The sequence below is a fragment of the Streptomyces enissocaesilis genome (assembly GCF_039533765.1).
GTDB lineage: Bacteria > Actinomycetota > Actinomycetes > Streptomycetales > Streptomycetaceae > Streptomyces > Streptomyces enissocaesilis.
Window position 1 is genome coordinate 81,158 of the sequence record NZ_BAAAUD010000010.1, and the last position, 13,196, is coordinate 94,353.

Sequence of the window (13,196 nt, forward strand, 5' to 3'; positions counted from 1 at the left end):
CCGCCATACGTGTGAACGTCCGTATCGCCGCCGTGGTCACGGCCGTCATCGCCCGCTCCTTCCCTGCCTGTTGTCCCGCCGGCTGTCCCGTCGGCGCGTACGGCCTCGCGCGTCGGCGGCCGCGGGCCGCGCCTTGGCGGGCGGGGCGCTCTGCCGGGCGGCGGACTGCGGCCGCACGGAACGCGTGGTGGCACGTGTGCGTACGACACGTGAGCGGAGCCGTTTGCCCTCCGCCCGCTCCCGGCGCTCCTCGCGCAGACAGCGCCGCAGGCCTTCCGGGTCGATGCCCTCGTTGCACGCCTGGTGCAGGAGCCGGGCGAAGGTGTATTCGGGGTCGGCCCGCAGGGCGCGGTCGAGGGCCACCCTCGCCCCCGGCTCGTCCCCGGTCGACCAGGCGACCCATCCGGCGAGGGTGAGCGGGGCCGCGGCATGGGTGTCGTACGCTCCGGCGCACCGGCGGGCGAGCGCCCGCCAGAGCCGCAGTGCGGGTTCGGCGTCCACCCCCTCCATCCACTCCGCGGCCCGGTCCCTGGTCTCCCGGTCCTGGAGCCCGAGGATGACGGCCGCAGCCTCGTCATGGGCGATGAGGGCGTCGTCGGCGGCGTCCGCGTCGGGCCAGCCTGCCGTGGCCGGCCCGTTCTCGCCCAGGCGCTTCATGAGCCGACGCGCCAGGGCGAGCGTCTCCGCCGTGACCCGCTCACGCTCGGCACCGCCGAGGATCCGGGGGACCAGCGCGAGCCCCGCCGCGTCCAGCGCCCGCACCTGCTCCTGCTCCCGGCCGGCCGGGAGCTGCGGGGGCGCGACCCTGGCCTCCATCTCCCGCAGGGAGCCGCGCACCTGGATTCCGGCGTAGGCGGCGGCCGCGGCCATCACCGAAGTGCCCGGCAGCGCCAGTACGTTCCCCTCGGGCGGGCAGCAGCGCTCGTCGGGGCAGCAGTAGGACCAGTACCTCCCGTCCGAGATGCACAGCGCTTCGGACACGGGGACGTCGAGCGCCCCGCACGCGGTGCGCAGCCGTTGCGCGAAGGGGCGCAGCCGCTCCATCACCTGCCTGCCCGACTCGCCCTCGGCCGGGTCCTGGCAGAGGAAGACGACGATGCCCTCGGGGCGGCCTCCCCGGCGCTCGCTGCCTGTCACCAGGCAGTCGGCGAGCTGGTCGGAGACGAACGGCCATTCCCTCGGCGAGCGCGGGATGCCGAGCCTGAGCCGTCCGCCGAACCGGCCCCTGCGGCCGTGCAGCGCGACCATCACCACGCTGTCGGTCGGGTGGAAGCCCATGAGGTACGGGAGGGCGTCGGCAAGTTCGGCGGGGCCTCGCAGGGTGATCTGGTCACCGGCGGAGGGGCCTGTGGGTTCGTGGTGGTTGCTCATGGCTCGACGTTCCCGCAGGAACCGCTCGCGCCGCCAACCCTGTGGATAACTTTATCCACAGGATGGAGGCCTCATTCGCACAATGTCCGAGGCATCGGGTTGCATGGGGGCATGACCAACGCAGACCTCAGGTCCTCGGCCGATTCCGTACTCGCCCGCCTCGTCGGAGACACCACCGGCGCCGCCAGGCTGCGCGAGGACCAGTGGCGGGCCATCGAGGCGCTCGTCGCCGACAAGCGCCGGGCCCTGGTCGTGCAGCGCACCGGCTGGGGCAAGTCCGCCGTGTACTTCGTCGCCACCTCCCTGCTACGCGAGCGCGGCGCCGGGCCCACGGTGATCGTTTCGCCGCTCCTCGCGCTCATGCGAAACCAGGTGGAGGCGGCGGCGCGGGCCGGCATCCGCGCGCGGACGATCAATTCGTCCAACACGGAGGAGTGGGACACGGTCCAGGCCGAGGTCGCGGCCGGCGAGGTGGATGTACTGCTGGTCAGCCCCGAGCGGCTGAACAACCCCGATTTCCGCGACGAGGTGCTGCCCAAGTTGTCCGCCACCACCGGCCTGCTGGTGGTGGACGAGGCCCACTGCATCTCGGACTGGGGTCACGACTTCCGGCCCGACTACCGGCGGCTGCGCACCATGCTCGCCGAGCTTCCGCCGGGGGTCCCCGTGCTCGCCACCACGGCCACGGCGAATGCCCGCGTGACCGCCGATGTCGCGGAGCAGCTGGGGACGGGCGCGGACACAGACGCCCTGGTGCTGCGCGGCCCGCTGGACCGGGAGAGTCTCAGCCTGGGTGTGCTGCGGCTCCCGGACGCCGCGCACCGCCTGGCCTGGCTGGCCGATCACCTCGGCGAACTGCCCGGATCCGGGATCGTCTACACCCTGACGGTCGCCGCCGCCGAGGAGGTCACGGCGTACTTGCGCCAATGCGGCCACACCGTCGCGTCGTACACCGGCAGGACCGAGAACGCGGAGCGGATGCAGGCTGAGGAGGACCTGCTCGCCAATCGGGTCAAGGCTCTGGTCGCCACCTCTGCGCTGGGCATGGGCTTCGACAAGCCGGATCTCGGTTTCGTCGTGCACCTGGGCTCGCCCTCCTCCCCCATCGCGTACTACCAGCAGGTGGGGCGCGCGGGCCGTGGTGTGGCCCATGCCGAAGTGCTGCTCCTGCCGGGCCGCGAGGACGAGGCGATCTGGCAGTACTTCGCCTCCGTCGCCTTCCCGCCGGAGGAGCAGGTACGCCGCACGCTCGACGCACTGGCCACGGCGGGGCGCCCGCTCTCGCTGCCCGCGCTGGAGCCGATCGTCGACCTGCGGCGTACCCGCCTGGAGGCGATGCTCAAGGTCCTCGACGTGGACGGCGCGGTGCGCAGGGTCAAGGGCGGCTGGACCGCCACGGGGCAGCCGTGGGTGTACGAGGCCGAGCGCTACGCCTGGGTCGCCCGCCAGCGCGCCGCCGAGCAGCACGCCATGCGCGACTACGCGACGACGGCCGGCTGCCGGATGGAGTTCCTGCGGCGCCAGCTGGACGACGAGGAGGCCGCGCCGTGCGGCCGGTGCGACAACTGCGCGGGGGCCCGGTTCGGCGACGCGGTGTCCACGGGGGCCCTGGACACGGCACGCGGTGAACTCGGCAGGCCCGGTGTGGAGGTGGAGCCGCGCAAGATGTGGCCGACCGGTCTCGCCGCGGTCGGCGTGGATCTCAAGGGGCGTATCCCGCAAGGTGAACTGGCCTTCCCGGGACGGGCGCTGGGGCGGCTCTCGGACATCGGCTGGGGCAACAGGCTCCGTCCGCTCCTCGCGGCGCAGGCGCCCGACGGCCCGGTGCCGGACGATGTGGCGAACGCGGTGGTCAGTGTGCTGGCCGACTGGGCGAAGGGCCCCGGAGGCTGGGCTTCCGGTGAGGCCGACGCCGCCGCGCGCCCGGTCGGAGTGGTCACGGTCGCCTCGCACAGCAGGCCCGCGCTCATCCAGTCGCTCGCCGGCCGGATCGCGGAGGTGGGCAGAATGCCGCTGCTCGGGACCGTCGAGTACACCTCCGAGGCAGCGGACGAGCAGATGTCGCACACCAACAGCGCCCAGCGGGTGAAGGGCCTTCACCGGGCCTTGACGGTGTCGCCCGAACTGGCCGCCGCGCTGGCCGCGGCCGGTGGCCCGGTGCTGCTCGTCGACGACCGCCAGGACACGGGCTGGACGCTCGCGGTGGCGGCCAGGCTGCTGCGCCGGGCCGGAGCGGAGGGGGTGTTTCCACTGGTCCTCGCCGTCCAGACGTGAGCGTGAGGCATTGCCCGCGGCCGGCCTGGGCAGGGATATCCATGTCATATCCGCAGATTTCAGTCGGCCGCGTCAATTGCTCGTTGCCGCATGCCCCACGGGGCAGCGAGAATTGGACCGCTCCCCCGCACGGCCCGCCTGTGGACCGGAAGGGCTGTGCCGCGGTGCGCCCCAACCGACCCTGCCCACATCTGGGCGCGTATGCGAAGGGAGGACCGTGACCTTCGGATTCGCTCCGTCCGCCGCCTCGTTGAACTCCGCCGACACCGTCAGCCGTCTGGGCCGGACACTCGAACCGTCCGAGTGGGCGGCCGCCGGTATACCGCTGCTGCGCAATCCGCGTGAAGTCGTCAGCGGACTGCACGCGCGGCATCGTCCCACGCCGGCCACGGCAGTGGTCGCCGTCCTCGACACCGAGGAACGGCTCACCGCCAGCGCCTCGTTCGCCCGGCGCTCCGTTCCCGCCGACGGCTGGGAGTTCCGCAACGTCCTGCTCGCCCACCTGCGCCGCGTCATCCCGCACGACCTGCGCCGCCGCACGCCCGTGCGGACCGCCGTGCTGCTCTACTGCCGCGACGGCGACGAGCGCTGGACCGAGGAGGACGGGGCGTGGATGTGGGGTCTGCGGGACGCCTGCACGTTGCACGGGCTGCGCTGCGGCGCGTACATCACGCTGACGCACAGCGGCTGGCAGGTGCTCGGCGAGGGCCGTGGCGGCCGTCGCCCGAGCGCCGGATCACACCCGGTCGGCCTGGCGGAAGCCGAGGCCGAGGCCGAGCCGTCCCCACCGCGCACGGGCGGCGGGGCGGCGGAAGCGCTGCGGCGGGCGGTGGCCCGCTGAAGCGGTCCGCCGGCGCCGGCCTGCACGCCTCTCACCCGCCCCGCGGACCGCACATGGCCTGCGCAGGCGTACGTCTCAGACGCCCGCGCCGAGCAGCGCGTTGACCCGCTGCGGGTCTCCGCACACGATCAGCAGCACGCTCGCACGCGCCTTGGCGGACGGCAGCGCGCGAGTCAGCACGTCGTCGCTTGGGCCGCCTTCGCCGTTGACCGCGACGATGACGACGGGCCTGGCGGCAGCCCGCTCCGCGGCGGCGGCGTCCGCGTAGAAGACGTCGTCACGGGCATCGTGCTGTGCCCAGTAGGCGGCTTCGCCGAAGGACAGCTCGTGAGCGGCCCAAGGGTGCTGCTCACCGGTGGTGAGCACCAGGACGTCGCCCGGCGCGCGGCCGGAGTCGAGCAGCACGTCGACCGCCTCGTCGGCGGCGTCGAGCGCGCCGTCCGCCGGAGCGGGGATCAGCTGGATCTGCGGCACGGAACGATTCTCCTGCCGCGGGGACGGGGACCGGCCAGCGGGTGTGTGCGACCGCTGCGCCGGAGGCGCGGGCCGGGCCGGGCCGGGCACGGGACGTCCGGGACGCGGCGTGGCCGCGGTACGCGGACCGGGTACGGGACGGGGGGTCGACGCGGGACGGCCGGTGGCCGGAGTGACGCGGGGACCCTGGGCGCTCTCGTGAATCTGAGGCTCCTCGGGGGAGAGAGGCATGAGTGGATGTCTATCAAATGCCGCCGCGAAACGCAGCAGCGGGTAGGCACATGCGTGCGGTCAGAAATCGAAGCCGAGTTGGCCCCCGTTTTCCGGAGCGGCGGCCTCCGCCGGGATCCGGGTCTTCTTGAGGTGCTGCCACCGGGGCAGCGCGTCGAGATAGGACCAGGAAAGCCGGTGGTACGGGGTGGGCCCCCGCTCCGCCAGCGCCGCCTTGTGCACGGGCGAGGGATAGCCCGCGTTGGCCGAGAAGGCGAAGTCGGCGAACTCCCCGGACTCCGCCTCCAGTTCGGCCATCATCGCGTCGCGCCGCACCTTGGCGATCACCGAGGCGGCCGCGACCGCGATGCAGGACTGGTCGCCCTTGACGACCGTACGGACCTTCCAGGGCAGCCCGAGATAGTCGTGCTTCCCGTCCAGGATCACCGCGTCCGGCCGCACCGGCAGCGCCTCCAGGGCGCGTACGGCGGCGAGCCGCAGCGCGGCGGTCATCCCGAGTGCGTCGATCTCCTCGGGGGAGGAGTGGCCGAGGGCGTGCGACGTGACCCACCCTTCGAGGATCGCGGCAAGCTCGGCACGGCGCTTCGGGCTGATCAATTTGGAGTCGGTGAGCCCGTCGGGCGGGCGGCGCAGACCGGTGACGGCCGCGCACACGGTGACGGGTCCGGCCCATGCTCCGCGCCCGACTTCGTCGACACCAGCGATGATCTTGGCACCGGTGGTGGCGCGCAGTGAGCGCTCGACGGCGTGGGTGGGTGGTTCGTACGGCATGGCGCAAGACAGATTACGCCGCCGGAGCCCGCCGGGACACCCCGGGCGGAACCCGCGGCCGGCGAAGGACGGAAACGGGCCGGGGCAAGGGGCGGAACGAGGGCCGCCCAGCCGGTCACCGGACGCAGGAGCGACACCGTGACCCGGTCGCTCGTCTCGGTGCTCTCCCCGTCCGGCCATTCGCTCCCGCACACCTTCGAGCGGTACGCCGACAAGCCGGGGACCACACCGAAGACCGGGCCGCCGACCGCGTCGGGGCGGGCATCGCCCCACCCGACTCCGCAGCGTACGACCTCAAGAAAGAACCGGTTCGAGGGCTCGACCGCTTGGCGCAGGATCACCGTGGCGCGGGATCACTCCGCGAAATCGCTCCGCCACCTCACTGTCGCATCCGCGAATCGTCGGGGGCAGCGCGAAGCCGGGCTCGGAATACATCGCTCCGCGCCTCCGCCGGCAGCGGCGGCAGCGTCGGCAAAGGTCTTCGCGGATGCCGCCCCGGCCCGGCGCCTCGTCCGGTCCGGCAGTCCGGCCCGCGGGCCGTCCGCGACGCGGTCCTCCTCGGAGGGCCGGGGAGGACAGACCACGGGTTTGCCGGTCTGCGCACCGGCCGCGTCACCCTCCTCGGTGAACGCCTTCCAACCGGCCGCACTCAACTGCTCCAGTACGGCTCCGAGGAAGGGCCGTTCACCAACTCGTCTGTGAAGAAAGCGCAATGACCACCTCTCAGCAGCCGTGGCAGACGCTCACGGCACGCGCGCTCCAGGGCGCGGACGGCGCCATCGACCCGCCCACCGCGCTCGCGCTCATCACCACGACGTTCCACGAAGGTCCCGGGCCCCCTCCCGCCGGGTGGGGCACGGCAAGGGGGCCGCGACCGGAGCCCGGTGCCTCGTAGGCGCACACCCGCCAAGATCAACAGGGCGGCGTGGCCCGTCGGGCAGCCCCGGCCCACCGCCCCGGCGCCGCCGGAGCCCGGCTGTGGCAGGACCGTGACCGTCACGGAACCACCGCATCCGGCAGGCGGCCGGCATCAGACCACGCGGGGCGGAATCCATTCGGGCAGCTCTTCGGTCCGCTCCAGCCACCCGGCCGGCGGGGCTCCGGCCTCCCCCGCGGCGACGACTCCGCCGAAGATGGCGCAGGTCGTGTCGACGTCGCCGCCCACCTGCGCGGTGACCCAGAAGCCCTGCTCGAAGTCACCGAGCGCCCGGGCGGCCGACCAGAGGGCGAACGGCACGGTGTCGTGCGCACTCGTACGCCGTCCGCAGCCGAGCACCGCGGCCACGGTCCCGGCATCGCCGTAGTCCAGCATGTCGCGGGCCCGGCGGAGCCCGGCGCCCACGGCGCTGCGCGGCACGAGCGCGATCACGCCGTCGAGCAGTCCGGCCGGTGTCGGCGTCCCCGCGGGATCGGCGGCGAGCGCCGTGGCGGCCGCCACGGCCATGGCGCCGACCACGGCCTCACGGTGCTGATGCGTGACGTACGACGAGATCTCGGCCTGGTGCGTGGCCTGCTCGGGGTCGTCCGCGTACCAGGCGCCGAGCGGCGCGATGCGCATGGCCGCGCCGTTGCCCCAGGAGCCCTGGCCGTTGAAGAGCGCTGCGGCGAGCTCACGCCAGTCACCGCCCTCCCTGATGAGCCGGAGCATCCGGTTGACGGCGGGGCCGTAGCCGCGGTCGAAGTCGTGGTGCTCGGCGAAGGAACGGGCGAGCGCGTCCTGGTCGATGCGGCCGTGTGCGGCGAGCACCGCCAGTACCGAGCAGGCCATCTCGGTGTCGTCGGTCCACTGCCAGGGTGCGGGCGGCAGCTCGCGCCTCTTGAGCAGCGGGTAGTTCACGGGTACGAAGAACTGGGAGCCCAGGGCGTCTCCCAGGGACAGCCCACGCAGGCTGGCCAGGGCGCGTTCGAAGCGCCGGACGGTGGAGGAGTCAGCGGTCATCGCCCTGCCACTCTATCCGGTGCGGCCGTACGGTTCGGGAGCCCGCCAGCGTTCGAACGGCTGGTCAAGGGTGTATCGGCCGTCCTTCCCCAGCAGCAGGGACCGCGTTTCGCCGTTGCGCGGATTGCACAGCGACTCGAAATCCGCCACCGTCCAGTGGAACCAGCGCATGCAGAACAGCCGCATGGTCAGACCGTGCGTGACCAGCAGCACGTTCGGCGGGTGGTCCGGCGCCTCGAAGCTCCGGTACAGGCTCTCCAGGAAGGCCCCGACCCGGTCGTACACATCGGCTCCCGACTCGCCCTGGGCGAAGCGGTAGAAGAAGTGCCCGTACGCGTCCCGGTACGCCTTCTGAAGCCGTACGTCGTCCCGGTCCTGCCAGTTCCCCCAGTCCTGCTCGCGCAGCCTCGGCTCCTCCCGCACCCGTACCCGGGCCGGGTCCAGCCCGAAGGCGGCGAAGGTCTCGTGGGTGCGGCGGTACGGCGAGACGTAGGCGCTGATCCGCTCCTCGCCGAAGACCTCGCGCAGCCGTGCCCCGGTCTGCCGGGCCTGGCGCAGACCGGCTCCGGTGAGTCGGAGCGCGTGGTCGGGCTCGCGTTCGTACACCGAGTCGTCGGCATTGCCCTCCGACTCCCCGTGCCGGACGAGAACGATGCGCCGCGGTCGTGCCATGCCGAAACCCTAGAACCTGTGATCGAATGCGGCCCGGCCGGGCAGCTGCCCCGCCTCCGTCCAGCGTATCCGGCCGGTCGGACACCGGCGCAGCGGCCTGCCTGCCGGTCGGCCGGTCCGGGCAGAGGGCCGCCGGCGCACCGGGCCACCGCGCGGGGGCCGGGAACCCGCCTGCCCCGCCGCCCGGCCCGGTGCGTGCAGGACCGCGCACACGGAGAAACGCGCGTACGGCCCGGTCACACCGTCCAGGACGGCTCCAGCTGCACGACCGCCCCCGCCAGTTCGGCCACGTCGGCATCGGTCTGCGCACGCAGCGACAGGCGTTCCACCCGCTCGGCGCGGTACTTGCCGTGCTCGGCGGCGGACTGCCACATCGACAGCACCAGGAACTCATTGCCCGGCGCCTCGCCGAACACCCCCCGCAGCATCCCCGGCGACCCGGCCATCGCCGGATTCCAGATCTTCTCCTGCATCAGCGAGAAGTGCTCGACCCGGCCCTCATGCACCTTGCAGTGCGCGACCCGCACCACGTCGGCGTCGGTGAACCGCGGTTCGAAGCCCGTCTTGATGTCGAACCGGTAGTCGAAGAGTCCGACTTGGGGATTCTTGTACGTACCCGACTGGGCAGCCGCGAGCCGGTCGTGGGAGCGCGCCATGAACGAGTCGTAGAACGCGCGGCTCTCCCAGAAGGAAAAGACGTGCACCACCCCCGGCCGCTCACGGCTCCAGCCGCCGCCCTGCCCCCGGAACCCCGGTTCCCCCAGCAGCCCCGCCCACTTCCGCTGCCCCCGCTCGAAACCCCGACGGTCGATCACTGTGCAGCGAATCCACTTGACCAGCACCGCGCCATCGTACGGCCATCGTCTTTCACGGGTGAACAGTGCTGAGCGCACCCCGAGTTGTCGGTACCCGGGGCTAGCCTTGTCCCAGGTGCACATTCGCACGGCCCGCGCCGGTGACAGCCGGCCGGGTTCCGAGGGAGGGAAAACGGGTGGGCAGTCTCAACAAAGGGGTCGGCAAGGTCGAAGTGACGCTCAGGTGGGACCCCAGTCCCATGGGAGAGCCGCCCCATGACCTGGACATCATCGCCGCGACGTACACCGCCGACGACCCGTACGGCAGCCCCGCGTACGTCGTGCACTTCGACAGCCGCTCGCCGGACGGCACCATCACCCTGAACAGGGAAAGCCGGAACGGACAGGGATTCGGCTTCGACGAGGTCATGACTCTCGAACTCGACCGGCTGGCACCTGTCTACACCCGGGTGGTGGTCGGTATGGCCATCCAGCAGGGCGGAGGAAGGAAGACGTTCGGCGGCATAAGCAATACGGGCTTCCGTATCCGCGAGGGGTACACCGTGCTCGCGGAGAGCGACTTCGCCGACGTGTCCGCCTCCACCGCGGCCACCGTCGCCGAGTTCACGAGAGGCGCTTCGGGGGGCTGGGACTTCCGCCCCGTCGTCCGGGGCTTCGACGCCGACCCGAATTCCTTCGCCGGGGCCATGGGCAGCACTCTCACCTGAGAGCCCGAGCGCACCTTGCCCAAGAGCGGTTTGCCCTCGGGGTTCGCCGTTTTCGGAACGCCGAGGGGCGGCGGGCCCTCGGGCCCGCCGCCCCTCACCTCATCCGTCGCCTACCAGCCGGTCAGCTGCAACCGCTGGTCGAGCCGCAGCCCTCGCAGATGTAGCAGCTGCCCGCGCGCTGCATCTTCGTACCGCACGAGAAGCACAGCGGAGCGTCGGCGCTGATGCCGAGCTGCATCTCGACGAGCTCCGCCGAGGTGTGCGCCTGCTTCTGCTCCGGCACGGCCTCCGCCTTCGGGGCGACGACCGGCTTCGGCGTCTCCGTCTGGCGCGGGGCGGACTGGGCCAGGCCCTCGACGTCGACGTCGTCGTCCTCCATCGACGGCTCGTACGAGCCGGTCTCCAGGTGACGCTGACGCTCGTCGGCGGAGTGGATACCGAGCGCCGAACGGGTCTCGAAGGGCAGGAAGTCCAGCGCCAGGCGGCGGAAGATGTAGTCGACGATCGACTGCGCCATCCGCACATCGGGGTCGTCCGTCATGCCGGCCGGCTCGAAGCGCATGTTGGTGAACTTCGAGACGTACGTCTCCAGCGGGACGCCGTACTGCAGACCGACCGAGACGGCGATCGAGAAGGCGTCCATCATGCCCGCCAGGGTCGAGCCCTGCTTGGACATCTTCAGGAAGACCTCACCGAGACCGTCGTCCGGGTAGGAGTTGGCGGTCATGTAGCCCTCGGCACCGCCCACCGTGAAGGAGGTGGTGATCCCCGGGCGGCCCTTGGGAAGACGCTTGCGCACCGGGCGGTACTCGACGACCTTCTCGACCGCGGCGCGGATCGTCTCCTCGGTCTTCTCCGTGACCTCGGCCTTGACGTCCTTCTTCTTGGCGGAGAGGGGCTGGCCGACCTTGCAGTTGTCGCGGTAGATCGCGAGCGCCTTGACGCCCATCTTCCACGCCTCGAAGTAGACCTCTTCGACGTCCTCGACGGTGGCCGTCTCCGGCAGGTTCACCGTCTTGGAGAGCGCGCCGGAGATCCACGGCTGGATGGCCGCCATCATGCGGACGTGGCCCATCGCGGAGATGGAACGCTCGCCCATCGCGCAGTCGAAGACCTCGTAGTGCTCGTGCTTCAGGCCGGGGGCGTCGATCACATTGCCGTGCTCGGCGATGTGGGCGACGATCGCCTCGATCTGCTCCTCCTGGTAGCCCAGGCGGCGCAGCGCCTGCGGCACCGTGCCGTTGACGATCTGCATCGAGCCGCCGCCGACCAGCTTCTTGAACTTGACCAGGGCCAGGTCGGGTTCGAGGCCGGTGGTGTCGCAGGACATCGCGAGACCGATGGTGCCGGTGGGCGCGATGACCGAGGCCTGCGCGTTGCGGAAGCCGTTCTTCTCGCCGAGGCGGAGCACGTCCTGCCAGGACTCCGTGGCGGCCGCCCAGATCGGCGAGTCCAGGTCGTCCACGCGCGGGGCCGTGGCGTTGGCGTCGGAGTGCTGCTTCATGACGCGCAGGTGGGGCTCGGCGTTGCGGGCGTAACCGTCGTACGGGCCGACGACCGCGGCCAGTTCGGCGGAGCGCCGGTACGACGTACCCGTCATCAGCGAGGTGATGGCGCCGGCCAGCGAGCGGCCGCCGTCGCTGTCGTACGCGTGACCGGTCGCCATGAGCAGGGCGCCGAGGTTCGCGTAACCGATGCCGAGCTGGCGGAAGGCGCGGGTGTTCTCACCGATCTTCTCGGTGGGGAAGTCCGCGAAGCAGATGGAGATGTCCATCGCGGTGATGACGAGCTCGACGACCTTGGCGAAGCGCTCGGACTCGAACGACTGGTTGCCCTTGCCGTCGTCCTTGAGGAACTTCATCAGGTTCAGCGAGGCCAGGTTGCACGAGGTGTTGTCCAGGTGCATGTACTCGCTGCACGGGTTCGACGCGGTGATCCGGCCGGACTCGGGGCAGGTGTGCCAGTTGTTGATGGTGTCGTCGTACTGGATGCCCGGGTCGGCGCAGGCCCAGGCGGCCTCGGCCATCTTGCGGAAGAGCGACTTGGCGTCGACCTCCTCGATGACCTCACCCGTCATACGGGCACGGAGGCCGAACTTGCCGCCGGCCTCGACCGCGTGCATGAACTCGTCGTTCACGCGTACCGAGTTGTTGGCGTTCTGGTACTGGACGGACGTGATGTCGTCGCCGCCCAGGTCCATGTCGAAGCCCGCGTCACGCAGGGCGCGGATCTTCTCCTCCTCCTTCACCTTGGTCTCGATGAAGTCCTCGATGTCGGGGTGGTCGACGTCGAGGACGACCATCTTGGCCGCGCGGCGGGTGGCACCGCCGGACTTGATCGTTCCCGCGGAGGCGTCGGCGCCGCGCATGAAGGAGACCGGACCGGAGGCGTTGCCGCCGGAGGAGAGGAGCTCCTTGGAGGAGCGGATGCGGGAGAGGTTCAGGCCGGCACCGGAGCCGCCCTTGAAGATCATGCCCTCTTCCTTGTACCAGTCGAGGATCGACTCCATGGAGTCGTCGACGGCCAGGATGAAGCAGGCGGAGACCTGCTGCGGCTGGGGCGTACCGACGTTGAACCAGACCGGCGAGTTGAAGCTGAAGATCTGGTGCAGGAGGGCGTACGCCAGCTCGTGCTCGAAGATCTCGGCGTCAGCGGGAGAGACGAAGTAGTTGTATTCCTCACCGGCCTTCCGGTACGTCTTCACGATCCGGTCGATCAGCTGGCGCAGACCGGTCTCGCGCTGCGGCGTACCGACAGCTCCGCGGAAATACTTGCTGGTGACGATGTTGACCGCGTTCACCGACCAGAAGTCGGGGAACTCGACACCACGCTGCTCGAAATTGACCGAGCCGTCACGCCAGTTGGTCATGACGACGTCACGACGCTCCCAGACCACCTCGTCGTACGGATGCACGCCGGGCGTGGTGTGGATGCGCTCGATGCGCAAGCCCTGCCGAGCCACAGCCGCCTTGGCTCCCTTGGTGCGGGAACCTCGTGCCGGGCCGCTCGCCGTCTCTGTCATGCCGCCTCCCATATACGTACAAAAACGCTCTGACGTGCCCAGTTCTTCCCGGGGCACGTGGTGTGTCTGATGTTCCGGA

The 13,196-nt window shown here is 71.2% G+C and carries 11 protein-coding genes; 4 read left to right on the forward strand and 7 right to left on the reverse strand.

Annotated features, from left to right (window positions below):
- Positions 1-45: 45 nt before the first annotated feature.
- The gene (locus tag ABD374_RS03665; protein WP_344490484.1) at positions 46-1,371 is read right to left on the reverse strand and encodes a DUF4192 domain-containing protein; all 1,326 of its coding nucleotides are present in this window, start codon (positions 1,369-1,371) and stop codon (positions 46-48) included.
- 111 nt (positions 1,372-1,482) lie between these two features.
- On the opposite strand from ABD374_RS03665, the gene ABD374_RS03670 reads away from it, so the two are divergent.
- A complete protein-coding gene (locus tag ABD374_RS03670; protein ID WP_344490487.1) occupies positions 1,483-3,645 on the forward strand; it encodes a RecQ family ATP-dependent DNA helicase in 2,163 nt (720 codons plus the stop codon).
- Between the two features lie 217 nt (positions 3,646-3,862).
- Positions 3,863-4,486 carry a hypothetical protein gene (locus tag ABD374_RS03675; RefSeq protein WP_344490490.1) on the forward strand — a complete coding sequence of 208 codons (624 nt, stop codon included), beginning with the start codon at positions 3,863-3,865 and terminating at the stop codon, positions 4,484-4,486.
- A 75-nt stretch (positions 4,487-4,561) separates the two neighbouring features.
- Here ABD374_RS03675 and ABD374_RS03680 read toward each other — a convergent pair whose 3' ends face one another.
- A complete protein-coding gene (locus ABD374_RS03680) occupies positions 4,562-5,191 on the reverse strand; it encodes a hypothetical protein (RefSeq protein ID WP_344490493.1) in 630 nt (209 codons plus the stop codon).
- A gap of 60 nt (positions 5,192-5,251) precedes the next feature.
- Positions 5,252-5,962: a ribonuclease HII gene (locus ABD374_RS03685; protein ID WP_344490496.1), complete on the reverse strand. Its 711-nt coding sequence runs from the start codon at positions 5,960-5,962 to the stop codon at positions 5,252-5,254.
- Positions 5,963-6,674: 712 nt separating this feature from the next.
- On the opposite strand from ABD374_RS03685, the gene ABD374_RS03690 reads away from it, so the two are divergent.
- Positions 6,675-6,857, forward strand: a complete 183-nt coding sequence (locus ABD374_RS03690) for a hypothetical protein (RefSeq protein ID WP_344490695.1) — start codon at positions 6,675-6,677, stop codon at positions 6,855-6,857.
- A gap of 135 nt (positions 6,858-6,992) precedes the next feature.
- Here the strand turns inward: ABD374_RS03690 and ABD374_RS03695 are convergent, their stop codons facing one another.
- From ABD374_RS03695 to ABD374_RS03705, 3 genes are all read right to left on the reverse strand, one after another.
- Positions 6,993-7,901 (reverse strand): ADP-ribosylglycohydrolase family protein, encoded by a 909-nt coding sequence (locus ABD374_RS03695; RefSeq protein WP_344490499.1) that lies wholly within the window; start codon positions 7,899-7,901, stop codon positions 6,993-6,995.
- Between the two features lie 12 nt (positions 7,902-7,913).
- Entirely contained in the window at positions 7,914-8,573 is a 660-nt protein-coding gene (locus ABD374_RS03700) for a histidine phosphatase family protein (protein WP_344490502.1), read from the reverse strand.
- 236 nt (positions 8,574-8,809) lie between these two features.
- Positions 8,810-9,415 (reverse strand): YdbC family protein, encoded by a 606-nt coding sequence (locus tag ABD374_RS03705; RefSeq protein ID WP_344490505.1) that lies wholly within the window; start codon positions 9,413-9,415, stop codon positions 8,810-8,812.
- Positions 9,416-9,564: 149 nt separating this feature from the next.
- Between ABD374_RS03705 and ABD374_RS03710 the strand changes: the two genes are divergently transcribed.
- Positions 9,565-10,095: a TerD family protein gene (locus tag ABD374_RS03710; RefSeq protein ID WP_344490507.1), complete on the forward strand. Its 531-nt coding sequence runs from the start codon at positions 9,565-9,567 to the stop codon at positions 10,093-10,095.
- Between the two features lie 121 nt (positions 10,096-10,216).
- Here ABD374_RS03710 and ABD374_RS03715 read toward each other — a convergent pair whose 3' ends face one another.
- Positions 10,217-13,117, reverse strand: a complete 2,901-nt coding sequence (locus ABD374_RS03715) for a vitamin B12-dependent ribonucleotide reductase (protein ID WP_344490510.1) — start codon at positions 13,115-13,117, stop codon at positions 10,217-10,219.
- Positions 13,118-13,196 lie beyond the last annotated feature (79 nt).